The sequence below is a fragment of the Nonomuraea recticatena genome (genome assembly GCF_039533245.1).
Lineage (GTDB): Bacteria > Actinomycetota > Actinomycetes > Streptosporangiales > Streptosporangiaceae > Nonomuraea > Nonomuraea roseola.
The window spans coordinates 468,909-492,539 of the sequence record NZ_BAAATE010000005.1 but is presented as its reverse complement, the minus strand read 5'-3'; the positions used below and the strand labels follow the sequence as shown (position 1 = coordinate 492,539).

Here is a 23,631-nt window from a genome sequence, read left to right as displayed (position 1 = left end):
CATCTGTCACATCGAAGCGCGCCACATCCGAGTTCTACCAGCCATGGCCAGGCCACCACTGGGCCTCACCTAGATCCGAACCCCAAACAGCTCCTAGGTCGGTCACGCCGGCCGTTCAGCCGAGGGCGGCTCGGTTGCGGAGGGTCATGCCGGTCAGAGGGGACATGCCCAGGCGCGCGTAGTACGGCTGGAGGGGCTCGTCGCACATGAGGTCGACGGAGTAGAACCGTTCGCAGCCCTCCAGGACTCTGCGCATCAGCTCGGATCCGATCCCTCTCGACTGGTAGGCCGGCAGGACCTCGAGCCACGGGACGAAGGCGGTCAGCACGCCGTCGCTGACCATGGTGACGAACCCGACGGCCTGGCCGCTCGACTCGTCCATGGCGACGATCGCTCGGTAGCTTCCTCGGAGGACCGCCAGATGCTGCTCCGGCGAGGGGGCCGCGGGCCAGCCGGCGAAGAATCCGCCCTGAAGGTGCTCCTCGCTGATCGCGCGCATGTCATCGATGTATCTCGTCACCTCACCATTGTGAGTGCGGGGCTTGACCTGGAGTGCGCTCCACGGCCCAGACTCCCGTGCGGGGCCCTGACAGGACGGGCCGACGGGAGGAAAGCATGAAGTACCGCACGATCGGCACCGACCCGAAGACCCGCCGCGAGGTGAGCGTGCTCGCCCTCGGCGCGATGCTCTTCGGTTCGGTGACGGACGAGAAGACCTCGTTCGCCATCCTCGACCGCTACGTCGAAGCCGGTGGGACGTTCATCGACACCTCGGACAACTACGCCTTCTGGATCGACGGCAGTCAGGGCGGGCAGAGCGAGAAGCTGCTCGGACGGTGGCGGCGCAGCCGCGGCGTCGGTGACGAGATCGTCATCGCCACCAAGCTCGGCGCGCGTCCGCTCGCACCGGGCACCAGCTACGTCGACAACGCGGAGGGACTGTCGGCGAAGGTGATCAGGGAGTCGGCCGAGCGCAGCAGGGAGCTGCTCGGTGTGGACAGGATCGACCTGCTCTACGCGCACATCGAGGACAGGGCCGTCCCGCTGGGCGAGACCGTGGAGGGCTTCGCCGAGCTGGTGGCGGAGGGGACGGTCGGGCTGCTCGGGGTGAGCAACCACGCGATCTGGCGGGTGGAGCGGGCCCGCGCCCTGGCCGCCGCGGCGGGGCTGCCTGGCTACGAGGTCCTGCAGTACCAGCACAGCCACCTGCGTCCGCGCTTCGACGTCCCCGAGTCGATCTTCGAGGACGGCAGCCTGGGTCACGCGGGCGCCGAGCTGATGACCTATCTGCGGGCCGAGCCGGGGCTGACCCTGGTCGCCTACTCGCCGCTGCTCGGTGGCGCCTACGTCCGCGAGGACAGGCCGCTGCCGCGCGACTACGACCACCCGGGGACGCCCGCCAGGCTGGCGGTGCTGCGCGAGGTCGCCAAGGAGACCGGGGCGAGCGTGAACCAGGTGGTGCTGTCGTGGCAGATCGGCGGGCGGCTGCCGATCATCCCGCTGGCGGGCGCCTCGTCGGTGGCGCAGCTCGAGGAGAACCTGGCCGCGGTGGATCTGGAGCTGACGCAGGACCAGCGGGCCAGGCTCGACGCCGTCAACTGACCGCTAGGCGCCGCCGAGGAAGCGCGTGCGGGCCTCGGCGTAGCGCTCGCGAAGGCCGGGCGTCGGTTCCGCCTCGTGGATCGAGGGGGAGCCGACCGACCACTCGGGCGGCTCGGCGCCCCCGCTCAGCAGCCAGGCCGCCTGGCGGGCCGCTCCGTCGGCGACGTACTCGCCGGGAGGGGGCACCACGACAGGGCGTCCGAAGACGGTGGGGGCGATGCGCCGTACGGCCTCGGATCGGGCGCCGCCACCGATCAGCAGCACCCGCTCGGGCGACAGTCCGAGCGCGTCGAGGGCGTCGGCGAGACCGCACAGCATGCCCTCGACCGCCGCCCTGGCCAGATGCGCGGGGGTGGAGGTGGACAGGCGCAGGCCGTGGATCGCGCCCGTGGCATGGGGCAGGTTGGGGGTCCTCTCACCCTCCAGGTACGGCACCAGCGTCAGCCCGTCGGCCCCCGCGGGCGCCGAGAGGGCCAGCTCGCCGAGCCGTTCCAGCCCCACGCCGATCATGGCGGCCGCGGCGTCGAGCACCCTGGCCGCGTTGAGCGTGCAGGCCAGCGGCAGGAAGCGACCCGTGGCGTCGGCGAACCCCGCCACCGCGCCGCCGGCGTCGCGGCTGGGCGTGTCGGCGACGGCGAAGGCCGTACCCGAGGTGCCGATGGAGACCACCACGTCGCCGGGGCGCGCGCCCACGCCGAGCGCGGCGGCCATGTTGTCGCCGGTGCCCGGAGCCAGCAGGACGCCCTCGGGGGTGGCGCCTGCCTCCTCGGTGGGGCCGAGCACCCGCGGGACCACCGGCACCGCGCCGAAGGCCAGCTTGAGGAGGTCGTCGCGGTAGGCGCCGGTGATCGGCGACCAGTAGCCGGTGCCGGAGGCGTCGCCTCTGTCCGTGGTCAGCTCGTCGAGCCCTCGCGAGCCCTTCAGCCGCCATGTGAGCCAGTCGTGGGGCAGGCAGACCGCGGCGGTGCGAGCGGCGCTGGCGGGCTCGTGCGTGGCCAGCCAGCGCAGCTTGGTGACTGTGAACGAGGCCACGGGGACGCTGCCGACCGCCTCGGCCCACGCCTGCGCGCCCAGCGCCGCCACCAGCTCGGTGGCCGACTGGGCGGAGCGGGTGTCGTTCCAGAGCAGCGCGTCGCGCACGACCTGCCCGCCGGCGTCCAGGCAGACCATGCCGTGCTGCTGGCCCGCGACGCTGATGGCCGCCACGTCGTCGAGCCCGCCCGCCGAGGCGATCGCCGACAGCAGCGCCTCCCACCAGTGGGCGGGATCGACCGAGGTGCCGTCGGGGTGGGCGGCACGGCCCTGCCTGACCAGCTCGCCCGTCTCGAGGGACCTGATGACGACCTTGCAGCTCTGGGTGGAGGAGTCGACCCCCGCGACGAGAGTCACCCCCGCACGCCCAGCAGGTGCTCGAGGGCGAGCTGGTTGAGGCGGGTGAAGTGGAAGCCGCGCAGGGCGGCGGCCTCGGGGTCGAAGTCGTCGGCGGCCAGGTCGGCGAGGGTCTCGCCGGGCGCCATGGTGGGCTGGGCGAGCTCGTCCACGCGCGAGGCGGCCAGCGCCTCCTGGACCTCGGGGTCGGCTCTGAAGGCCCGCGCCTTCTCGCGCAGGATCAGGTAGGTGCGCATGTTGGCGGCGGCGGAGTGCCAGACGTCGTCGGCGTCCTCGGTGCGCAGCGGCTTGTAGTCGAAGTGCCTGGGGCCGTCGTAGCCGCCGTGCTCCAGCAGGTCGACCAGGAAGAACGCGCTCTTCACGTCGCCGTGGCCGAAGACGAGGTCCTGGTCGTACTTGGGGCCGTGCTGGCCGTTGAGGTCGATGTGGAAGAGCTTGCCGTGCCACAGCGCCTGGGCGATGCCGTGGACGAAGTTGAGCCCCGCCATCTGCTCGTGCCCGACCTCGGGGTTGAGCCCCACCATCTCGGGGTGCTCGAGGGAGTTGATGAACGCCAACGCGTGTCCGATGGTCGGCAGCAGGATGTCGCCGCGCGGCTCGTTGGGCTTGGGCTCGATGGCGAACCTGATGTCGTAGCCCTTGTCGAGGACGTAGGAGGCCAGGATGTCCATGGCCTCCTTGTAACGGGCCAGCGCGGACCTGATGTCCTTGGCCGCGTCGGACTCGGCGCCCTCGCGCCCTCCCCAGCAGACGTAAGTGGTCGCGCCCAGCTCGGCGGCCAGGTCGAGGTTGCGGATGACCTTGCGGATGGCGTGGCGGCGCACGTCGCGGTCGTTGCTGGTGAAGGCGCCGTCCTTGAACACCGGGTGGGTGAACAGGTTCGTGGTCGCCATCGGCACCTTCATGCCGGTCTCGCCGAGCGCCTTCTTGAACGCGGCGATCGCGGTGTCCCTGTCGGGCTCGGTGGCCAGCAGGTCGTCGTCGTGGAAGGTGACGCCGTAGGCCCCGAGTTCGGCCAGCCTGTGCACGCTCTCCACCGGGTCGAGCGGCGCCCTGGAGGCGTCGCCGAACGGGTCGCGCGCCTGCCATCCGACCGTCCACAGGCCGAAGGTGAAGCGGTCTTCAGGGGTGGGCTCGTACATGGCGTCTCCCAATTAGTTTGGATTACAGCCTAATCCTGTGACGAGACCACCCCGGGGGTCAAGCGTTCACAGCCCCGAGGGGTCGCGGCCGACGCTGATCTCCTCGGCGATCCTGCGGATCTCCGGCGACGAGATGCCGGGAGCCTGGGGGAGATACCTGGCCAGAGCCTCCATCACCACCGGCACCGGCTGCCCCGCGAACCTGCTCGCGATGATGTGGACCGTCCTGAAGAGCTGTGTGTCGTCGTGCATGCCCGTCCCTCGTCTCGATTCCCCGGGGTACGGTACGGCCTGCCGCCGACAGATTCGCGCTACGACTCCAGCGTTTTCCGCACCGCCGCGCAGATCTCGTCGAGCTGGGTCACCTGCTCAGGAGTGAGGGCGTCGAACAGGCTGCGCCGTACCTCCTCGACGTGGCCGGGCGCGGCTGCTGCGAGGGCGGCGAACCCCGCGTCGGTCAGCTCGGCGATGTTGCCGCGCCGGTCGGCCGCGCACGGGTTGCGGCACACCCACCCGCGCTCCTCCAGCCGGGCGATCGCGTGGGAGAGGCGGCTCTGCGAGGACTGGGCCCTGCGCGCCAGCTCGTGCATCCGCATCGAGCGGCCGGGCGCCTCGGAGAGCGCCACGAGGATCATGTAATAGGTGTGCGGCATGCCCGCCTCGCGCTGGAGCTGCCGGTCGAGCGCCTCCTGGACGAGCTGTGTCACCGCTAGGTAGTTGCGCCAGGTGCGCTGCTCGTCGTCGTCCAGCCATCGCGTCATGCTCCGCAGCTTAGTTGAACTCTCATATACATTGGTGGCATGCCAGTGCAACGTCTGAACCATGCCGTCCTCTACGTGCGCGACGTCGAGCGCAGCGTCGCCTTCTATCGCGAGGCCCTCGGCTTCGAGGTGGTCATGAGCATGCCGGGAGCAGCCTTCATGCAGGCCGGAGGGTCGACCAACGACCACGACCTCGGGCTCTTCCAGATCGGCGAGCAGGCGGGGCCCTCGGCCGCGGGCCGTTCCACGGTGGGCCTGTACCACCTCGCCTGGGAGGTCGACACGCTGGAGGAGCTGCAGCGCATCGCGGCGCGGCTGAGCGGGCTCGGCTCGCTGGCGGGCGCCTCCGACCACTCGACGACCAAGGCCCTGTACGCCAAGGACCCCGACGGGCTGGAGTTCGAGGTCTCGTGGCTGGTGCCGGCCGCGCTGATCACCGAGGACGTGCTCAGGGGACGTGAGTCCATCAGACCGCTGAACCTGGCCGCCGAGATCGAGCGTTATGGCGCCACGACTCGCGGGGGCGTGGGCGTCTCCTTCGCGTAATCTGGTGGTATCCGAACCGCTGCGTTTGGAGCGCGACCATGCGAAGCGACCCTGATCACGTACTCGACGCCATCGACGGCGTGGTGGAGGACTGGGAGACCCTGAGCGCGGACGCCATGCGCTGGGCCCCTCCGGAGGAGAAGCCAGGCACGCCGCCCGACATCCTGCGGGAGGTGTCGGAGACCTTCGGCCCTCTGGCGGCCTCCTTCGTGCAGGCCCTGCGTCCGCTGGGTGAGGCGGTGCTGCGGCCCCTCACCGACTTCCTCGACAACCAGCTGTTCAACGAGCCGCCGTCGGAGGGGCTCTGGGAGGTCGAGGAGGCCACCACCTCCTGTCAGTGCCTGTGCTTCAGGCATCCGGACAGGCCCGACATCTGCACGGGCGCGGCGGAGTCGGGCGCGGTGATGTGCGCCGCCTGCGCGGCCCACTCCGAGTACGGCCGGCCCACCTGAGCCCACCGGGGTCACCGCTGACCGCCCGTCCTCCACGCTCCTCCGGCACGACTTCGGCCGCCCGCCGTCACGTCGCCCGTGACAGGCCGTCAGGGGGCGATATGCCCTGACTTCTCAGGGGCGGACTCGGGGACGCCTCAGGGGCGGTGCCGGATGGCGGAGAGGGCGCGGAAGGCCATGCTCGAACCATGGCCCCGCTGAAAAGGTTCTACCCACTCATCTCCTGCTCGTTGATCATGTTCTCGGTCGTCGCCATCGTGGTCGGTCAGTTCGACCCCGACCCCTACCTCGACCCGATGAACGTGACCATCAGCGAGTACGCCGTGGCCGACCGCGGGGGCGTCACGGAGGTGGCGATGGTGGCGATGGGCCTGGGGTCGTTGGTGTTGCTGGCGGCGCTGCGGGCGGCGGGGGCGCCGATCAGGGGGCTGCCCGAGCGGCTGCTGATGGTGTGGAGCGGGGCGCTGATCGTCGCGGCGATCATCCCCACCACGCCGATCGGCATGGACATGACGCTGACCGCCGAGATCCACAGGTGGGTGTCGGTGGCCGCGTTCGTCAGCCTCCCCGCCGCGGGGGCGCTGCTGGTGCCCAGGCTGGCGTCTGACGAGCGGTGGAAGGCCGTCTCCAGGCCGGTCGAGTGGGTCGCGCTGGCCGGAGGGCTGGGACTGCTGGCGATCACCTACGTGGCGCTGCCGGGGGACAGGGTCATGATCGGGCTGGTCGAACGAGGTCTGCTGGCGGCGGAGGTGGCGCTGCTCGCCGTGCTCGCGGCGCGCCTGGTGCGGCTCCAGTGGGTCAGGGCGACCACCGCCACACTTGCCCCAATTTCATGACATGTCACAAATTTCTCACGAATGAGCGAAGATATCTCCCGACCCCAATGCTATTCTCTCCCGCGATCTCTCAACGGGAGCGGGTGTCATGGCATCGGGCAGATCCATACGATTCAAGATCGCCACTCTGCTCGTCGTCCCCCTGGTGTCGCTGGTGGCGCTATGGGGGTTCGCGGCCAGCACCACCGCCGGTGAGGCTTTCAACCTGTTGAAGGTCGACACCATCTGGACCGGCGTGATCAACGACGCCGACATCCTGGTGTACAACCTTCAGCAGGAACGGCTGGCCTCCGCCGAGCGGATGGCCGGCGGTGCGACGGGGCTCGGCGCCCTGGCCGCGGCGCGGGCGAACACCGACAAGGTCCGCAGGTCCCTCACCCAGAACGCGAACTCGGATGACACCCAGGCGGCGCTCAGCCACGACATGAAGGCGCAGCTCAGAGTCGTCTTCGCGCAGGCCGACCGGCTGGGGGAGATCAGGCGGCTGGTGGACGAGGGCAGGCAGACGCCCTCGCGCCTGGTGGCCGACTACGCGGCGATCTCCGACGCGATCTACCGCCTCTACGGAACCTTCGCCCTCAGCACCGACGTCGTCCTCTACCAGCAGGCCAACGGACTCATCGCCGCCGATCAGGCCCGCGAGCTGCTGCACCGCCAGCACACCCTCGTCATCGCCTCAGGCGGCGACCTGGCCCCCGCCGACCGCGAGCTCATGGCCAAGCTGGAGGGCGCTCGCACGCTCCAGTTCGACAGGGCGAGGATCGAGCTCGACGGCGAGCTGCGCAGGCCGTTCGACACGCTGGCGGGCTCACCCCAGTTCCTCGCCACGCAGGGCGCGATCACCTCGGTCCTCTCCGGCGGCAGCGTCGGCGTGGCGGAGTGGCGCGCCTCCGCCGACCCCGTCCTCAAGGACTACACCAGGGGCACCTGGGACACCGGCGACCTCCTGCTGGCCAGGATGGAGCCCGCGGGCATGGCGATCCTGACGCGCGCGGTCGTGGCGGGTGTGCTCGGGCTCATCGCGGTCGGCTTCTCGATCTTCATCTCCATCAGGGTCGGCAGGGTCGTCACCAGCGAGCTGGGCACGCTGCGCCGTACCGCTCTGGAGCTGGCGGAGATCCGGCTGCCGGGGGTGGTGGCGCGGCTGCGCGCGGGTGAGCGCGTCGACGTGGCGGCGGAGTCGCCGCCGATCGTCGTCGCCCCCGCGGCCACCAGCGAGATCAGGGACCTGGCCACCGCCTTCGACAGCGTGCAGAGCACGGCGGTCGAGGCCGCCGTCGAACAGGCCAGGCTGAGGGAGGGCGTCGCGCTGGCCCTGCGCAACCTGGCCAGGCGAAGCCAGAGTCTGCTCCAGCGCCAGCTCAAGCTCCTGGACGGCATGCAGCGCGAGGCCGAGGACCCCGACGCGCTGGAGAGCCTGTTCAAGCTCGACCACCTCACCACCCGCATGCGCCGCCACGCCGAGGGCCTGGTGCTGCTGTCCGGCGGTACGGCAGGGCGCAAGTGGCGCGGCACCATCCCCGTCGAGGACGTGCTGAACGGCGCCGCCGCCCAGGTCGAGGACTACACCAGGGTCCGCGTCTACCCGATGCCCGAGTGCGGCGTGTCGGGCGCCGCCGTCGCCGACCTGATGCACCTGTTCGCCGAGCTCATCGAGAACGCCGCGCAGTTCTCCTCGCCGGAGAACGAGGTCTCGGTCAGGGGCGAGCTGGTCGGCAGGGGATACGCGGTCGAGATCGAGGACCGAGGGCTCGGCCTGCCCGCGCAGGAGCGGCAGGCCCTCAACGAGCGGCTGTCGGGGCCGCAGGAGTTCGACCCCTCGCAGACCGAGCGGCTCGGCTTCGCGGTGGTCGGCATGCTGGCCGCCAGGCACGGTGTCACGGTGACGCTCAAGCAGTCGCCGTACGGGGGAACGACGGCGATCGTGCTCCTGCCGAACGCGCTCACCGAGTCGCTGGCGGCGATCGGGGGACCGCCCGAGCGGGTGGTCAGCCCGATCAAGAGGGAGGGCGCGGCGGACCTGCCGCGCAGGACACGCACCTCCCGCAGGGTGGACGTCAAGGTCGAGCGCATCGACACGCAGGAACCGGTGGTCGTCAGGGGGCCGTTCGAGGACGCCAAGCCAAGGGGCCCGTTCGAGGCGGTCACGAGCATGCCGCTGAACGCCCCTGTCGTCGAGGAGGCTCCCGCGGTGCTGCCCCGCAGGATCAGGCAGACCAACCTGCCTTCTCGCCTGGCCTCCTCGTCCCCCCGGCAGGAGCCCGCTGACCAGCGCTCGGCCGACGAGCGCTCTCCCGAGGAGACCAGGGCGCTGCTGTCGTCCCTGCAGTCGGGCTGGCAGCGCGGGCGTCAGGACAGCGAACAGGATGGGGGAGCATGAGCGACATGGAGTGGGTGGACGAGGAAGCCGGGCCCGTCGTCCGGCCGTACGCGATGACCAGGGGCCGTACCAGACCCTCCTCCACCGCACTCGACCTGCTGGCAGTGATCACCTCGACGGGCGTGCCCGTCCCCTCCCAGGCCGATCTGGGCTCGCAGCACAGGCGGCTGCTCGATCACGTGACGCAGGGCCGTACGGGACCGCTCGTGGAGGTCGCCTCGGAGACCGGGCTGCCGGTCGGCGTGGTGCGGGTGCTGCTGGGCGACCTGCTCGACCACGGGCTGATCCTGGTGCGGCCGCCGGTGACGGCGGCCGCCTCTCCCACGGAGAGCCTGCTGCGCGAGGTGATCAGCGGGCTCCGGGCCCTGTGAGAGTCCTGAGCGAGTGCTCGACCAGCGAGATCATGACCTCCTTCGCGGAGGTCCGCCTGCGCACGTCGCAGAGGAGCACGGGGATGTCGTCGTCCAGGTCGAGCGCGATCCGCACGTCCTCGACGCTGTGGGTGGCCGCGCCGTCGAAGCAGTTGACCGCCACCACGAACGGTGTGCCGCGCTGCTCGAAGTAGTCGATCGAGGGGAAGCAGTCGGTGAGGCGCCTGGTGTCGGCGATCACGACGGCGCCCAGCGCGCCGTAGGACAGCTCGTCCCACATGAACCAGAAGCGTTCCTGCCCGGGCGTGCCGAACAGGTAGACCACCAAGCCCTCGCGGATGGTGATCCTGCCGAAGTCCATCGCCACCGTGGTGGTGGTCTTGCCCTCCACGCCGTCGAGGTCGTCGACGCCGACGCCGACGTCGGACAGCACCTCTTCCGTGCGCAGTGGCTTGATCTCGCTGATCGCGCCGACCAGCGTGGTCTTCCCCACGCCGAAGCCGCCGGCGATGAGGATCTTCAGCGCGACGGGATCCTCAGAGAGCCCGGAGTCCATTGATCACTTCCTTGAGAATGCGCTCGTTCGGGCGCGGCCCTGCTGAGGAGGGGGACGAGACCGAGACGAGGCCGTTGTCACGCAGGTCGCCGAGTAAGACTCTGACGACGCCGACCGGCAGGTCGAGCTCGACGGCCACGTCGGCCACCGAGATGGGGGTGCTGGCCGCGCGCAGGATCGCCTCCTGCTCGGGCCCGAGCCCCGCGACGGGCGGCTCGCCCGTCGCGGTCACCATGGCGATGAGGTCGAGATTCTCCCCCGAGGAGCGGGTCCGCCCGCGGATGAGAGCATACGGGCGGACGAAGGGTCCTGCCTCCTCGTCCATCCACTGGTTCATGACACGCGAGGGTTAGTCGAGATGTGCTGCCCGACCCGCTTGACCAGCATCGCCATCTCGTAGGCGACGTGGCCGACGTCGGCGTCCGAGTTGGCCAGGACGGCCAGGCACGTGCCCTGCCCCGCGGCCGTGACGAACAGGAACGCCGACTCCATCTCCACGATGGTCTGGCGCACGTCACCTCCGCCGAAGTGCCGCCCCGCGCCGCGGGCAAGGCTCTGGAATCCGGCGGCGACCGCCGACAGGTGCTCGGCGTCCTCGCGGCTGAGCCCGCGTGAGTAGCCGACGGCCAGGCCGTCGGTGGACAGGATCACCGCCTGCCTGACGGCGCCCACCCTGGTCGTGAGGTCGTCGAGGAGCCAGCTCAGCTCGCCGCTGTTCGTGGTGGGTGTCGTCATAGGTCCCCCTCCTGGGCTTCTTCTTCTCTGCCGCGCTGCGTGCCCCGCTGGAAGGCGGAGAACAGGTCGCGCACCTCGTCGGGCGATCTCTCAGGGCGCGGCTCCTGCTCGGGGGCCTTCAGCTGCGGGGCCAGATTGGCCTGCCGTACCCGTCTTGGCAGGCCCTTGTGGGTCGAGGTCGTGGTCGTGCCGCCGACCAACGCGAGCGGCTTCCTTTCGCGCCTGGGAGCGTCGGCGGGCGGCAGCGCGGGCTGTTCCACCAGCAGTCCACGCGGGATCAGCACGATAGCGGTGGTTCCGCCGAACGGCGAGGCCCTGACGGTCACACTCACGCCGTGCCTGGCCGCGAGCTTGGCCACGACGAACAGTCCGAGTCTGTCGCTGTCGGCGAGATCGAACTCCGGCGGGTCCACGAGCAGCGCGTTGAGCCGGTCGTACTCCTCGGGGGCCAGGCCGAGCCCCCGGTCCTCGATCTCGATGACGTAGCCGTTGCTGACCGCGTCGCCGCGCACCTGGACCGTGGTGTTGGGCGGGGAGTAGATGGTGGCGTTCTCCAGCAGCTCGGCCACCAGGTGGACCAGGTCGGCCGCCGCCGAGCCGTCGACGGCGGCCGTGGGCATCGGCTCGACGCTGATCCTGGTGTAGTCCTCCACCTCGGCGGTCGCGGCCCTGACGACGTCGAGGGCGGGCACCGGCTGCCGCCACACCCGGCCGGGCGCTGAGCCGGACAGGATGATCAGGCCCTCGGCGTGCCGCCGCATGCGGGTGGTCAGGTGGTCGAGGCGGAAGAGGTCGTCAAGGGCGTCGGGCTCGTGGGTGCGGCGCTGCATGCCGTCCAGCAGGGTGAGCTGGCGGTGCAGCAGGCCCTGCTTGCGCCTGGCCAGGTTGAGGAAGACCTGGCTGATGCCGCGTCGCAGGTTCGCCTGCCCGACGGCGGCCTCGATCGCGGTGCGCTGGACCGACCCGAACGCCTTGGCCACGTCGAGGATCTCCGCCGCGCCGCTGACCTTGAGCGGGGGCGCTTCCTTCCTGACGTTGACCTGCTCGCCGCCGCGCAACCTGGTGACCAGGTGCGGGAGCCGTACCTCCGCCAGATCGAGGGCGGCCGAGCGCAGCCCGGCCAGCTCCGAGGACAGGCGGCGGCCGAACCTGACGGAGATGACGATCGAGGCGATGACGGCCAGCAGGCCGACCCCGCCCGCCACCGCGATGCGGACCATGACGGTCGTGGACACCGCGTCGGAGCGCTCGGCGAGGATCTTCGCCGAACTCGCGCCGAGCCTGTCCAGCTGCGCCGTGACGTCGGCCACCGGCTTGGTCCAGTGCTCGGACCTCCGCGGCGGCTCACCCGTGACGGCGACGCGCGCCTCCGCGAGGGTGAAGGCGGCGAAGGCCGGGCCCGCGAAGAACCTGTCGTAAGGCCCCCGCAGCTCGGCGTCGAGCGTGGACAGCGCGCGGGAGTGCAGGAACTTGCGGGCGGCGACGTACTCGGTGAAGGCCGCGGTCTCGGCCTCGGTCAGCTCGCCCTCGCTGAGCGCGCCGCCGATCAGCGCGCTCTCCCTGGAGATGACCTCGCGGGCGTTGCTCATCGCCTGCATCGCGCTCGCCTGCTGGAAGATCGGCAGGTCGGGGACGGAGGTCAGCTGCTCGTACAGGCGGAACAGCGAGTCCATGAGGCCGTTGTAGGCGTTGAGGTTGGTCAGGCGGGTTTCCAGGCCGGTGTCGACGGAGGCGCGGATGGTGTCGAGCCTGGCGAGCTCCTGCGTGGTGTCGCGCAGGGTCTGGCGCACCTGCGCGTCGTCGGTCTCGGCGGCCGCGGCCGTGAAGGCCCTGAGCGCGGCGTCGGTGCGCTCGCGCTGCGCGCCCAGGCTCCTGGCCCGCTTGGCGGGCGACAGCGCGGAGTCGGCCCGCTCGGCCTGCAACGCGAGCCCGAGGTCGGTGGAGGTGACGCCGAGGGTTTGGTACAGCCTGCCGGCACGGAGCAGGGCCTGGCCGTCGCCCACGGTCAGGTTGAGGACGAAGCCCCAGAGCGCGCTCAGGGACAGGAGCGGCAGGAGCAGCAATAGAAAGATCTTGAACCGAATCGACCGGTTTCTCGAGCGCATGTCCCAACCTCGGAGTACCGAGGCGATTTCCACGCTTTGTGTAAATACGCCTCGGAAGATCGCACAGGAGACTAGCACCGATGGTGGTGGTGGCGCAGTGGAGGAAGGTGATGATTAGTGCGCCGATCCGCCCGCAAGGGTTCGACCGCGCGACACCCGGCGTTCGCCGTGCCCTGGCTAGGGTCCGTGGGCTGTGAGCGACAGGGATCCCTACTTCGACAACGCCAAGTTCCTGGCCATCCTACTCGTCGTGTGCGGGCACATGATCGAGGATCTGCGTGACGACCCGATCGCCCACGCGCTCTACTTCTACGTCTACGTCTTCCACATGCCGCTCTTCATCACGCTGAGCGGCTACCTGTCGAGGAACTTCACCTTCTCCAGCGGCAAGGCGCGCAAGCTGATCGCCACCCTCGCGGTGCCGTACGTGCTCTTCGAGCTGGCCTACTCGCTGCCCAGGCTGCTGCTGTACGGCAAGCTCGAGATCAGCCTGCTCGACCCCTACTACCTCACGTGGTTCCTCATGTCGCTGTTCCTGTGGCGGCTCTCCACGCCGGTCTGGCAGCAGCTGCGCCGGCCCCTGGTCGTCGCGGTGGGGCTGTCGCTGCTGTCGGGCACGAGCGCGCTGCCCGACGAGCTGTCGATGAACCGCACGCTCGGCCTGCTGCCGTTCTACGTCCTGGGGCTCATGCTGAGGCCCGAGCACGTCGAGGCGCTGCGCAGGCCGTACATGAAGGTCGTGGGGGCGGTCACGCTCACGGCGGGGCTGGTGGCCGCGCTGCTGCTGCACGACGGCATCGCCACGGAGTGGATCAGATGGCGGCACGCGAACGCGGCGATCGGGGTGGGCGACCTGACCGGCAGCATGGCCAGGCTGGGGATGCTGGCCGCGGGCGTGGTGCTGGTGGCGGCGTTCATGGCGGTGACGCCCTCGCGGCGGACGTGGTTCTCGGGGCTCGGCGCCGCGACGATGTACGCCTATCTGCTCCACGGGTTCGTGGTGAAGGCGGCCGAGCGCTTCGATCTCGGCGTGCCCGTGTCGATCGCGCTCGGCGTCGTCGTGGCGACCCTGCTGTGCACCCCGCCGGTGCGCGCGGCCTTCCACTGGGCGGTGGAGCCCAGGCTGTCGTGGGCGTTCACCGCCCTTCGACGACCCGTACGGTAGGCGCGCGGGCGATGGAGCGCAGCCACAGCAGCCCGATCACCGAGATGAGCAGCAGCCCGCCCCAGTCGAGCACGGTGTAGAGGTGCACCTGTTGCTCGGTGACCCGCGGGACCCTGCCGATGCGCAGCTGGCTGAACTGCCACGACTGGCCGGTGAACACCAGGGTGAGCCCGATGGCGATGGCGTTCATCGAGTCCCAGAGGGCGTGCAGCAGCGCGACGCCGAGATAGGCCATGATCACCTTGCCCGTCAGGCGCCCGTGCGCCGCGAACAGCACGCCGCCGATGATCGCCGTCCACAGTCCGTGGCCGACCGGCGCCAGAATGCCCCGCAGCACCTCTGTCTCCACCAGCTGGCGTAGTGACAGTCCGTCCTCGGTGAACAGCGCGTTGAAGGCGTAGCCCGCGCTCTCGAACGCCGCGAAACCGAAGCCGACCGTCCCGCCGAGCACCAGACCGTCCCGCGCGGTACGGCGGAGCAGGTGCCTGGTCACGAAGAGCAGCGCGGCCAGCTTCACGCCCTCCTCGATGAGCCCGACGCCCAAGAAGATCACCAGGGACGGCTTGAGCAGCCACGTCTCCAGGGCCGAGGCCCCGAGGACGCCGAGCACGCCGCCGATGACGAAGCAGTTGAACAGCAGTTCGACGGTGATGTCGGGCGAGCGGTCCCGCCCGTGGGCCCAGACCACGAACGTCACGGGCACCAGGAAGCTGCCCAGCAGCACCAGCGTCGGGATGAGGGTGGAGTTGGCCGTCACCGTGGTGACGACGACCGTGGCCACCCAGAGGCCGAGCCCGATCAGGAAGATCCGCAGCCAGGGCCTCACAGCGCCATCAGCTCCGAGACCGCCCGGTGTCCCGCGGCGATCGCCGCGTCGGCGGAGGCGGCGGGGACCGAGTCGGAGTTGGCGATCGCGATCCTGCCGAACTGCCTGCGGGCGGTCTCGGCAGGGAAGGGCCCGTCGGGATAGAAGGCGTTCCACGGCCTGCAGTACTCAGGCGCGTAGCCGTGGCCCCACCGGTTGACGGTGATCGCCTCGATGTCCCGCTCGGGATCGAACCCCGCCGAGCCGAGCAGCCTCGTGAGCTGGTCGCGGATCGTGTACTCCATGTGGGCGAAGGGCGTGCTGATCAGCGCGTGCCTGCCCGCGACGGCGCCCTGGGCCGGTGCCATGCCGCCCTTCGCGGGGGTGGCGATCATGTGGACGGTCGCCGGTTCGTCCGGGCTCCTGGGGAAGTCGTAGCCCGGCATGCTGACCGGGTGGTCGAGCTTGGAGACGCACCAGTAGGCGCCGGTCCACCGCACGCGGTCGACGCCCGCCGTGTGCCACGCCTTCCAGTCGCGCAGCTGGACCATGGCGTACAGCATCGGCATCTTGACCGCCTGGCGCAGCGCGGCGCGCTGCTCGGAGGGCAGTTCGGGCATGAGGTAGGGGATCATCATGTTCCAGCAGGCCATGATCACCGCGCCCGCCCTGACGGTCCTGATCGTGTGGCCGTCGAAGTAGCCGACCGTGGCGCTGGTCGCGCTCTCCGGCGCGCCGTCGTTGGCGACGGAGACCACGGGGCTGGCGAGCCTGAAGCGCACCTTGTTGGTGCTCAGGTCGAGCCTGCCGTAGTCGTAGGAGGCGGTGGTGATCGCGTCCATGTCGGTGGCGCTGGCGAAGCCGGGGATCATCCTGCCGACCATCATCCGCACGAGCGCCTGGTTGCCCTCGGGGAAGTGGTAGATGTACGGATCCTCCGCGCCCCACTCCTTGATCATGGTCGGCGAGTTGTACCTGGACGGCTTGTCGTTGTCGAGCCCGAGCCCCTTGAAGCCCGGGTAGTTCCAGCCGCGCGCGCTGCCCCACGCGTCGATGGCGCCGAAGGTGGTGGTGTCGTAGGCCCACTCGTCGTTGGACATGGTCCTGCAGAAGCGCTCCACGTCGGGGTGGACCTTGGCGACGTCCAGCAGGTAGCGCGAGTAGGTCAGCGAGGCGAGCTGCTCCTGCTTCTGCTTCCTCGACATGCCCTCGAAGTAGTCGGGCGGGTCCTCGTAGAGCGTGACCAGGTCCTTCTTCGCCTGGTCGGCGATCGGGAGCTGGTCGGCCAGCTGCTCGGGCGTGAGGTCGTCGGTGAGGCGGACCAGCTTCTCGGCGGCGAAGCTCTCCCTGTCGCACATCACGCTGTCGGACATGTCGAGCCCGGAGTAGAGCTCCTGGTCGTAGTACTCCTCGAACCTGTGCACTTCGACGCCGAGCTGGTCGAGCAGGGCCTTGCCCTCCTCCGTCCAGACGGAGGGAGCCTCGATCGACTGGGAGCCGCCGCAGCCGATCAGCGGGCCCCTGCGGCTTCTGTGGGTGAACTCGTTGCGCCGGGCGTGTCCGCCGATCTCGTCGTGGTTGTCGAGGATGAGGATCCGCGCGCCGGGGTTGAGCCTCTGCCACTCGAATGCCGCGCTGACGCCGCTGATGCCGCCGCCGACCACCACCAGGTCGTACGTCTCGCCCGTGGCCCGCGGCGTCCCCGCGTACTGCCAGAACCTGTCGTCGCGCAGCGCGTGGGGCACGCTCAGGGCGGCGGGCGTGTTGCCCTGCAGGCCGGTCAGCGTGGGAGGGAAGCGCACGGCGTAGGGGACCTCGAGGTCGTCGGTGCCGATTCTTCCCAGGTTCGCGCCCAGACCGCAGCCGGCGAGACCGCTGAGCGCGGCGGCTCCCGCGGCCATGGCGACGCCGTCGAAGAAGTCACGGCGGGAGATGGGGCGCCCCATGCCGAGTTCGCGCGAACGGCGCGGATCAATCTCCATGACGTGATCATCACCAGCGGCCGGAAATGCCGCCTTGGGGCGCGCAGTGCTTCGATAAACATTTGCCGCGCTATTCGTGAACGGGAACGTTCCGCTGACCATCGTGGATGACCAGGCCCGTTGCCCTAGAAAGGAGGGGAGTCAGAGAAAGGGAGAGAGCATGTTCAAGGCGGTTTCCGGAGTATGTACGGTGGTGGCGCTCATTTCAGGATGTGCGGTGACAGAAAAGGCCGCGCCTTCCTCCGCTCCTGTGCCCGCTCCCGGTCTCGGCGCCGCCCTCCTTCCCGCGCCTGCCGGCATGCGCGTCGCCTACGGTCCCGAGTCGGGCCCGTACGGCACGCTCCGCGCCGGGGCGGGGCCGGCGGCGACGCGCCGCTCTTCCTCCTGCGCCACCACCCCGGCGCTCGACGCCGCCGCCCCCGAGGTGCGCTCGGCCCCCGCGGCGGTCGTGGCCTACAGCTCGGACGCGGGCTCCGTCACCCAGGCCCTGGTCGAACTGCCCGCCGCCTTCCCCGCCGAGTTGCCGGGCAGGTGCGCGTCGTACAGGGCGGTGGTGGACGGCCAGCGGGTCACCTACACCACCAGGCAGATCGACCTGCCGCCGCTCGGTGACCGGTCGCGCGCCTACGTCACGGCGGTCTCGGGCGGCGGACAGCGCCTGGAGGTCGGATCGGTGGCGGTCATGCGAGGAAGGGTGGTGATGAGCCTGCTCGTGGTGGCGCGAGAGGTGAAGGAGGCCGGGCTGGCCGAGCAGAGCCGCAAGGCATACGAACGGCTCGAACGGGCGACGAGGACGCCGCGTTGACGCGCGGCGCATGACGCTCACCGGCCGGGTGCGTGCGCGGTGCGTGGCCCGTCAGCGGGCAGGGCGAACCTTCCCCCATGACGACCACCACCAAGCACGTGTTGATCTCCGGCGCCGGTCTCGCGGGGCCCGCCATGGCGTACTGGCTCATCAGGTCCGGCCACGCCGTCACCGTCGTCGAGCGGGCCCCGGCGCTGCGGAAGGGCGGCCAGGCGGTCGACTTCCGGGGCGAGGCGCACCTGACGATGCTGGAGCGGATGGGGATCCTCGAGGAGGTCGGCAGGCGCAGGACCGAGCCAGGGCCGCTGGTCCTCATCGACGCCGACGGCGCCGAGCAGGTCCGCCTGCCGGCCTCCTTCACCGGCGGCGCCGTGGAGATCACCCGTGGCGACCTCTCCCGCCTGCTCTACGACCTGACCAGGGAGAGCGCCGAGTACGTCTTCGGCGACTCCATCGCCGCCATGACCGAGAGCTCCGACGGCGTGGACGTCGTCTTCGACAGCGGCGCCAGGCGCGGGTTCGACCTGGTGATCGGCGCCGACGGCCTGCACTCCAACGTGCGCGGCCTCGCCTTCGGCGAGGAGTCGCGGTTCCTGAAGTCGTCGGGCTACTACGTCGGGCTCTTCGACGCGCCCAACCACCTCGGTCTCGGCGGCAGGGCGCTGATGTACAGCGAGCCCGGCCGGGGCGCGCTCGTCTCCCCCTCGGAGCACGACAGCGGTTCCGTCACCGTGGGGTGCGTCTTCGCCTCGGGCTCCCTCGACTACCACCACCGCGACCTCGACACACAGAAGCGGCTGCTCGCCGAGGCGTACGAGGGGGCGGGCTGGGAGCTGCCCGAGCTCTTCGCCCACCTGGAGAGCTCGGGCAGCTTCTACTTCGACTCGATCAGCCAGATCCACATGGACGCCTACACCAGGGGCCGCGTCGCCCTCATCGGCGACGCGGGTTACGGGGCGACCATGGGAGGCATGGGCGCGGGCATGTCGCTCATCGCCGCCTACGTCCTGGCGGGAGAGCTCGCCGAGGCTGGAGGCGACCACGAGGTCGCCTTCGCCCGCTACGAGGAGCGGATCCGCGGCTACGCCAGGGCCTGCCAGCGGGTCGCCGAGGGCGCGGGCGGGTTCTTCGCGCCGAAGAACGTGCGCCGCCGCAACCGCGTCTACAAGATCCTCGCGTCGAGCTTCCTCATCGGAGTCCTCGACAAGCTGAGCACCAAGGCCGCCAACTCCATCAAGCTCAAGGACTACCGCTTCCCCGCGACGGTGTGAGAAAGCAGGTCGGGCGGCTCTGTAACTTTCAGAGGTCTCGGACCACTTCTCCATGTCAACGAACACCGGGACATGAGGAGTTGGGGCGGTGACGGATGAGCGAGAACGATTCACCACCATGTACGACGAATGCCGTCAGCGAGTGTGGGCCTACGTGGTCGCCCGCGCCGGACGGCAGGTCGCCGACGAGGTGGTGAGCGAGACGTTCGCCATCGCCTGGCGCAAGCTCGACCAGGTGCCCGGCAACGCCCTGCCGTACCTGCTGGGGATCGCCAGGAACGTGCTGCGCGACTCCGTCAGGGAGGAGGCGCGGCGTGAGGGTCTCGCCAGGGAGCTGCGCGAATGGGTCGTGGGCGACGTCGCCGACCAGGTGGCCGAGCGACTGGGAGTCCTCAGGGCCATGGCCAGGCTGACCCAGGACGAGCGCGAGCTGCTCATCCTGGTCGCCTGGCAGGGGCTCTCCTCGCGTGACGCGGCCAGGGTCGTCGGCTGTTCGGTGCCCGCGTTCAAGGTGCGGCTGCACCGGGCGCGCAAGCGCCTCCAGCAGGAGATGGAGCCCACCGCCCCAGCCATGTCCAGGATCGGACTCAAGGAGGAGTGGTCATGAACCCGATCGACGAACTGCGCGCCGCCCGCCCCGCCCACCTGGGCGACGGTCCCGTGGACGAGGAGACCAGGCGCGCCGAGCTGGCCCACGCCATGGCGCAGGGCAGGCCCGCCAGGCGGCGCAGGAACCTGCGTCCGGTGTGGGGGCTGAGCCTCGCGGGCGCGGCGGCCGTCGTCACGGCCTTCGCCGTGCTCACGGCGGGGACGGGCGGCGGCACCGCGCCGCGCGCGCCCTCGCAGGCGCTCACCCAGCCGAAGGCCGGCGAGACGGTCAGGCTGTCGGCGCAGGAGGTGCTGCTCGTCGCGGCCTCCCGCGCGGAGCGGGAGCCGGCCACGACGGGCAGGTTCTGGCACACCGAGTCGGTCGACAGGATGCTGTTCGTCGCGAGCGCCGGCTACGTGATGGCGCAGGAGCAGCGCATCCGCACCTGGGTCACCGCCGGCGAGCAGTGGTCCGAGATGAGGACCCTCGCCGCGGAGCCGGCCACGGACGAGGACAGGGCCAGGTGGGAGGCGGCAGGCTCGCCCAAGGAGGTCGAGATCCCGGTGCCGGGCAAGAAGGGCGGGATGAGGCTTGTCACGACGGAGGCGGGCAAGCCGCACACCGGCCACCACAAGAGCAGGTACGCCTACTGGCTCGGCCGCAACGTCACCCTCGCCGACCTCGCCTCGCTGCCCGAGGACGAGGCGGGGCTCAAGGCCTGGCTGCTGGAGCACTACGAGGGCAAGGACACCGAGGGTGACCGGCCCATGGGCGAGGACGCCTGGCTGTTCAGGGTGAGCGCGGGCCTGATCACCGACATGCCGGTCAGCGCCAAGGTGCGCGGGGCCGCTTTCAGGATGCTGGCCGCACTGCCGTCCGTGACCTCGGTCGGCACGGTCACCGACTCCCAGGGCAGGAAGGGCACGGCCGTCTCCATCGAGACCGACGTGAAGGTGAACAACGCCGACACCAGCCGTGGCGTCGTGCAAGACCGGCTGATCATCGATGAGGAGAGCGGCAGGGCGCTCGGCAGGGAGAGCGTCGTGGTCAGGCCCGGCGGGCTCTGGGCCGGCCTGGCGCCCGGCACGGTCTCGAGCTCGAGCGCCGTCGTCGAGGCGGGCTGGAGCGACACCAGGGAGCGGTGAAGGGGGCCCGCTTCACGTCCGGTTCGCCGAGGCCCGCGTGACCTCGGCGAGCTGGACCGTCGTCAGGGCGGGCACCGCGATGGGATGAGCGGCGCCCGCGCGCAGGCCGTCGAGGAAGAAGGCCAGGCACCGGCGCCAGGCCTGCGGCGCGGCCTCCATCGCCTCCCTGATGACCTGGGACATCGCCCATACCAGGGTGGCCAGGTCCTGCGGCTCGAAGTCGTCGCGCAGCTGCCCGCTCTCCTTGGCTCGCTCGATGATCCGGTCGAGCTGCGTGAGCCCGCTGTGGCAGGCGTCGTTCGCCTCGCCGGTCACGGGGAAGCGCCGGGCGAGCGCGTCGTTGAGCCCGTGATCCTGCGCCTGGAGCGCGAACAGCGCATGGAGGAAGCCGACGAACCCGTTCCAGGGGTCGGGGTCGGCCAGGGCCTGCGCGGCCATCCTGTCGAGGGCGGCCAGCCGCTCGGGGAAGATCGCGTCGAAGAACGCCTGCCTGGTCGGGAAGTGGTTGTAGAGCGTGCCGATGCTGACGCCCGCCCTGCGGGCGATCTCCTCGAGCGGCGCGTCGATGCCGCGCTCGCCGAACACCTGGGTGGCCGCGACCAGCAGCTTGTCGCGATTGCGCACCGCGTCGGCCCGCAACGGCCTGGTTCCTGTCACCCTGTCGTCACTCCACCTAAGTCGAGGGAAGCCTCAGCTTCATGATACCGTCTCGATAACTTGAGGGTCATCTCGACTTATCGACTCGGAGGGCAGTGCCATGTCCGTTTCCTCCCGCAGGACCGCCGTCGTCATCGGAGCAGGACCGGGGCTCGGCGTGTCCGTCGCGCATCGCGTCGGCCGTGAGGGCTACACCGTGGCCCTGGTCTCCCGCAGCGACGTCCGCCACGCCGGATACGTCAAGTCGCTGGCGGAGGCCGGGGTCGAGGCCGAGGCGCACGTCGCCGACGTACGCGACCGCGACCTGATCTCCGCCACCCTCGACGCCATCGCCGCGCGCCACGGGGGCATCGACCTCCTCTACTACGGACCCGGCGCGCTCGACCCCGACGCCCACCCGACGCCGATCACCCGCATCGACTCCGATGACGTGCGGACGGCGATGAGCTGGGTCTACCCGGCCGTCGACGTGGTCGCCAAGGTGCTGCCCGGCATGATCGAGCGGGGTGAGGGCGCGCTGCTGTTCGCAGGCGGCCTCAGCGCCGTCGTGCCGATGCCGCCTCTCGGCAACCTGGCGCTCTCCTCGGCGGCGCTGCGCAACTACGCCCTGACGCTGCACGCCGGACTGGCCGACCAGGGTGTCTACGCGGGCACCCTCACCATCGGCGGGCTCATCGAACGCGGCGACATCCACCGGTTCGTGAAGTCGAACCCCGAGCGGTTCGGCGACGCGGGCGTCTCCTCGCTCGACCCCGACGAGATCGCCGACGCGGCCTGGCGGCTGTACGCCGACAGGGACCGCCCCGAGGTCGTTTTCAGCGCCTTCGGGTGAGGCTAGGGTGTTCCGCCGTGACCGAACCGGGCTTCCAGCGCGACACGCGCGCGCCCTACGACGCCGTGGCGGTGGACTACGCCGCGCTCTTCCACGACGAGCTGGCGAGCAAGCCGCTCGACAGGGCCATGCTCGCCGCCTTCGCCGAGCTCGTGAAAGCGGCAGGAGGAGGGCCCGTCGCCGATGTCGGGTCGGGCCCCGGCCGCGTGACGGCACACCTGGACGGCCTGGGCCTGACCGCGTTCGGCGTCGACCTGTCGCCCGAGATGGTCGCGGTGGCCAGGGCCGCCCATCCGGGGCTGCGGTTCGAGGAGGGTTCGATGCTCGCCCTCGACGTGGACGACGGTTCCCTCGGCGGCGTCGTGGCCATGTACTCGATCATCCACATCCCCGACGAGCGGCTGCCCGAGGTGTTCGCCGAGTTCCACAGGGTGCTGGCGCCGGGCGGCCACCTGCTGCTCGTCTTCCAGGTCGGCGACGAGTCAGGGCGCAGGACGGAGGGGTTCGGCCGTCCGATGTCGCTCGTCTTCCACAGGCGGCAGCCCGACCGGGTGGCCGAGCTGCTCGCCAAGGCCGGCCTGGAGGTGCGGGCCAGTCTGGTGCGTGAACCCGAAGAGGGGACCGTCGAGAAGACGCCCCAGGGTTACCTGCTGGTCCGCAAGCCCGGCTGAGCCGGGCGATCTCGCTCGGCGGCGGGTTCCTCCCTAGCGGGACCCGCTCAGCTGGTCGAGCCGGAGCTGCAGGCCGTCGAGGATCCGGTCGAGGCCGTAGACGAAGTTCTCCTCGCGGGCCCGCACCGGATCCTGGCCGCGCTGCACGGCGAACTCCTCCCGCAGCCGGTCGTGCTCCTGCGCCGCCTGCTCGGCCGCGGGCCACAGCTGCTCGATCCACTCCTGCTCGGTGTAGCCGGTGCGGGCGAGCAGGGACAGGAAGGCCGCCTCGCTGCCGGTCATGCCGATGACGTAGGCGATGACGCTGCTGATGGCCTGGTCGGCCTCGCCGGGAGGAAAGCCCGCGCTCCTCAGGATGGCCAGCACCCGGTCCGAGACCCGCATCATGTTCGGCCCCAGATAGACGAGGCCCGCGTGGCCGAGCAGGGCCGTCAGCCACGGGTGACGCAGGCCCGTCGTCCGCAGGCTGTGGGCACAGGCGCTGATGGCAGCCCGCCACCGCGCGGGGTCGTCGGCCTCGGGCACCGCCACCTCGCCGTAGATCTCGTCCACGACGAGTTCGAGCAGCTCGTCCTTGTTGGCCACGTGCCGGTAGAGCGAGGTGGCCGCGGCCCCCAGCTGGGTGCCCAGACGCCGCATGCTCAGAGCCTCGATGCCCTCGGCGTCGAGCAGCTTGACGGCCTCCGACACGATCTGCGCCCTGCTCAGGGCGGGTTGCTGCTTCTGCGGGCGCGGTCGCGTCCACACCGAGGGGATCGGCTGCTTCTTGGCGGGCATGAGGGTCTCCTCTTCTGTCCCCTCCACGATAGCGCACGTCGTGCGCGGACTGCGTAC

At 70.6% G+C, this 23,631-nt stretch carries 26 protein-coding genes; 13 read left to right on the top strand and 13 right to left on the bottom strand.

The window, feature by feature from the left end; translation table 11 throughout:
* Positions 1–115: 115 nt before the first annotated feature.
* Positions 116–520 carry a GNAT family N-acetyltransferase gene (locus ABFX50_RS13925; RefSeq protein WP_346146447.1) on the bottom strand — a complete coding sequence of 135 codons (405 nt, stop codon included), beginning with the start codon at positions 518–520 and terminating at the stop codon, positions 116–118.
* 95 nt (positions 521–615) lie between these two features.
* Here ABFX50_RS13925 and ABFX50_RS13920 point away from each other — a divergent pair, with 95 nt between their 5' ends.
* A complete protein-coding gene (locus ABFX50_RS13920; protein ID WP_346146445.1) occupies positions 616–1,602 on the top strand; it encodes an aldo/keto reductase in 987 nt (328 codons plus the stop codon).
* A 3-nt stretch (positions 1,603–1,605) separates the two neighbouring features.
* Here the strand turns inward: ABFX50_RS13920 and xylB are convergent, their stop codons facing one another.
* The 4 genes from xylB to ABFX50_RS13900 all read right to left on the bottom strand — a co-directional run bounded on the left by xylB (position 1,606) and on the right by ABFX50_RS13900 (position 4,894).
* The gene (xylB, locus tag ABFX50_RS13915; protein WP_346146443.1) at positions 1,606–2,991 is read right to left on the bottom strand and encodes a xylulokinase; all 1,386 of its coding nucleotides are present in this window, start codon (positions 2,989–2,991) and stop codon (positions 1,606–1,608) included.
* A complete protein-coding gene (gene xylA, locus ABFX50_RS13910) occupies positions 2,988–4,133 on the bottom strand; it encodes a xylose isomerase (RefSeq protein ID WP_183652663.1) in 1,146 nt (381 codons plus the stop codon). Before xylA ends, xylB begins: the two co-directional genes overlap by 4 nt.
* A 66-nt stretch (positions 4,134–4,199) precedes the next feature.
* On the bottom strand, positions 4,200–4,385 hold the full coding sequence (locus tag ABFX50_RS13905) for a hypothetical protein (RefSeq protein ID WP_346146441.1): 186 nt from the start codon (positions 4,383–4,385) through the stop codon (positions 4,200–4,202).
* Between the two features lie 59 nt (positions 4,386–4,444).
* Complete coding sequence (locus ABFX50_RS13900; RefSeq protein WP_183652658.1) at positions 4,445–4,894, bottom strand: MarR family winged helix-turn-helix transcriptional regulator; 450 nt, start codon at positions 4,892–4,894, stop codon at positions 4,445–4,447.
* 39 nt (positions 4,895–4,933) lie between these two features.
* Here ABFX50_RS13900 and ABFX50_RS13895 point away from each other — a divergent pair, with 39 nt between their 5' ends.
* The 5 genes from ABFX50_RS13895 to ABFX50_RS13875 all read left to right on the top strand — a co-directional run bounded on the left by ABFX50_RS13895 (position 4,934) and on the right by ABFX50_RS13875 (position 9,479).
* Positions 4,934–5,440, top strand: coding sequence for a VOC family protein (locus ABFX50_RS13895; protein WP_346146439.1), 507 nt, complete (start codon positions 4,934–4,936; stop codon positions 5,438–5,440).
* Positions 5,441–5,478: 38 nt separating this feature from the next.
* Positions 5,479–5,892: a hypothetical protein gene (locus ABFX50_RS13890; protein WP_183652652.1), complete on the top strand. Its 414-nt coding sequence runs from the start codon at positions 5,479–5,481 to the stop codon at positions 5,890–5,892.
* A gap of 188 nt (positions 5,893–6,080) precedes the next feature.
* Positions 6,081–6,728: a DUF998 domain-containing protein gene (locus ABFX50_RS13885; protein WP_346146436.1), complete on the top strand. Its 648-nt coding sequence runs from the start codon at positions 6,081–6,083 to the stop codon at positions 6,726–6,728.
* An 88-nt stretch (positions 6,729–6,816) separates the two neighbouring features.
* The gene (locus ABFX50_RS13880; RefSeq protein ID WP_346146434.1) at positions 6,817–9,108 is read left to right on the top strand and encodes a sensor histidine kinase; all 2,292 of its coding nucleotides are present in this window, start codon (positions 6,817–6,819) and stop codon (positions 9,106–9,108) included.
* Positions 9,105–9,479 (top strand): DUF742 domain-containing protein, encoded by a 375-nt coding sequence (locus ABFX50_RS13875; RefSeq protein WP_346127179.1) that lies wholly within the window; start codon positions 9,105–9,107, stop codon positions 9,477–9,479. Before ABFX50_RS13880 ends, ABFX50_RS13875 begins: the two co-directional genes overlap by 4 nt.
* Here the strand turns inward: ABFX50_RS13875 and ABFX50_RS13870 are convergent.
* From ABFX50_RS13870 to ABFX50_RS13855, 4 genes are read right to left on the bottom strand one after another with little or no spacing between them, the layout of a single operon-like run.
* Positions 9,457–10,035, bottom strand: a complete 579-nt coding sequence (locus ABFX50_RS13870) for a GTP-binding protein (RefSeq protein ID WP_183652644.1) — start codon at positions 10,033–10,035, stop codon at positions 9,457–9,459. The genes ABFX50_RS13875 and ABFX50_RS13870 overlap by 23 nt on opposite strands.
* Positions 10,016–10,372 (bottom strand): DUF742 domain-containing protein, encoded by a 357-nt coding sequence (locus tag ABFX50_RS13865; RefSeq protein ID WP_183652641.1) that lies wholly within the window; start codon positions 10,370–10,372, stop codon positions 10,016–10,018. Before ABFX50_RS13865 ends, ABFX50_RS13870 begins: the two co-directional genes overlap by 20 nt.
* Positions 10,369–10,770, bottom strand: coding sequence for a roadblock/LC7 domain-containing protein (locus tag ABFX50_RS13860; RefSeq protein WP_183652638.1), 402 nt, complete (start codon positions 10,768–10,770; stop codon positions 10,369–10,371). Before ABFX50_RS13860 ends, ABFX50_RS13865 begins: the two co-directional genes overlap by 4 nt.
* Positions 10,767–12,833, bottom strand: coding sequence for a sensor histidine kinase (locus ABFX50_RS13855; RefSeq protein WP_346146431.1), 2,067 nt, complete (start codon positions 12,831–12,833; stop codon positions 10,767–10,769). Before ABFX50_RS13855 ends, ABFX50_RS13860 begins: the two co-directional genes overlap by 4 nt.
* A gap of 235 nt (positions 12,834–13,068) precedes the next feature.
* Between ABFX50_RS13855 and ABFX50_RS13850 the strand changes: the two genes are divergently transcribed.
* Entirely contained in the window at positions 13,069–14,040 is a 972-nt protein-coding gene (locus ABFX50_RS13850; protein WP_346146429.1) for an acyltransferase family protein, read from the top strand.
* On the opposite strand, the gene ABFX50_RS13845 is transcribed toward ABFX50_RS13850, so the two are convergent.
* Both ABFX50_RS13845 and ABFX50_RS13840 read right to left on the bottom strand, forming a co-directional pair.
* A complete protein-coding gene (locus ABFX50_RS13845; protein ID WP_346146427.1) occupies positions 14,012–14,866 on the bottom strand; it encodes a PrsW family intramembrane metalloprotease in 855 nt (284 codons plus the stop codon). The two genes, ABFX50_RS13850 and ABFX50_RS13845, sit on opposite strands and share 29 nt — an antisense overlap.
* Positions 14,863–16,827 carry an NAD(P)-binding protein gene (locus ABFX50_RS13840; RefSeq protein ID WP_346146425.1) on the bottom strand — a complete coding sequence of 655 codons (1,965 nt, stop codon included), beginning with the start codon at positions 16,825–16,827 and terminating at the stop codon, positions 14,863–14,865. Before ABFX50_RS13840 ends, ABFX50_RS13845 begins: the two co-directional genes overlap by 4 nt.
* Positions 16,828–17,044: 217 nt before the next feature.
* Between ABFX50_RS13840 and ABFX50_RS13835 the strand changes: the two genes are divergently transcribed.
* The 4 genes from ABFX50_RS13835 to ABFX50_RS13820 all read left to right on the top strand — a co-directional run bounded on the left by ABFX50_RS13835 (position 17,045) and on the right by ABFX50_RS13820 (position 20,637).
* Positions 17,045–17,632 carry a hypothetical protein gene (locus ABFX50_RS13835; RefSeq protein ID WP_346146423.1) on the top strand — a complete coding sequence of 196 codons (588 nt, stop codon included), beginning with the start codon at positions 17,045–17,047 and terminating at the stop codon, positions 17,630–17,632.
* A gap of 77 nt (positions 17,633–17,709) precedes the next feature.
* Positions 17,710–18,903, top strand: coding sequence for an FAD-dependent monooxygenase (locus ABFX50_RS13830; RefSeq protein ID WP_346146421.1), 1,194 nt, complete (start codon positions 17,710–17,712; stop codon positions 18,901–18,903).
* A gap of 88 nt (positions 18,904–18,991) precedes the next feature.
* Positions 18,992–19,510, top strand: coding sequence for an RNA polymerase sigma factor (locus ABFX50_RS13825; RefSeq protein WP_312895720.1), 519 nt, complete (start codon positions 18,992–18,994; stop codon positions 19,508–19,510).
* Positions 19,507–20,637, top strand: coding sequence for a CU044_5270 family protein (locus ABFX50_RS13820; protein ID WP_346146418.1), 1,131 nt, complete (start codon positions 19,507–19,509; stop codon positions 20,635–20,637). The genes ABFX50_RS13825 and ABFX50_RS13820 overlap by 4 nt, the downstream gene beginning before the upstream one ends.
* Positions 20,638–20,649: 12 nt before the next feature.
* On the opposite strand, the gene ABFX50_RS13815 is transcribed toward ABFX50_RS13820, so the two are convergent.
* Positions 20,650–21,294, bottom strand: a complete 645-nt coding sequence (locus tag ABFX50_RS13815; RefSeq protein ID WP_346146416.1) for a TetR/AcrR family transcriptional regulator — start codon at positions 21,292–21,294, stop codon at positions 20,650–20,652.
* A 100-nt stretch (positions 21,295–21,394) separates the two neighbouring features.
* On the opposite strand from ABFX50_RS13815, the gene ABFX50_RS13810 reads away from it, so the two are divergent.
* Together ABFX50_RS13810 and ABFX50_RS13805 are read left to right on the top strand one after the other, a co-directional pair.
* Positions 21,395–22,126 carry an SDR family NAD(P)-dependent oxidoreductase gene (locus ABFX50_RS13810; protein ID WP_346146414.1) on the top strand — a complete coding sequence of 244 codons (732 nt, stop codon included), beginning with the start codon at positions 21,395–21,397 and terminating at the stop codon, positions 22,124–22,126.
* Between the two features lie 17 nt (positions 22,127–22,143).
* The gene (locus ABFX50_RS13805) at positions 22,144–22,797 is read left to right on the top strand and encodes a class I SAM-dependent DNA methyltransferase (RefSeq protein WP_346146412.1); all 654 of its coding nucleotides are present in this window, start codon (positions 22,144–22,146) and stop codon (positions 22,795–22,797) included.
* 33 nt (positions 22,798–22,830) lie between these two features.
* On the opposite strand, the gene ABFX50_RS13800 is transcribed toward ABFX50_RS13805, so the two are convergent.
* Positions 22,831–23,574 carry a TetR/AcrR family transcriptional regulator gene (locus ABFX50_RS13800; protein ID WP_346146410.1) on the bottom strand — a complete coding sequence of 248 codons (744 nt, stop codon included), beginning with the start codon at positions 23,572–23,574 and terminating at the stop codon, positions 22,831–22,833.
* Between the last annotated feature and the right edge of the window lie 57 nt (positions 23,575–23,631).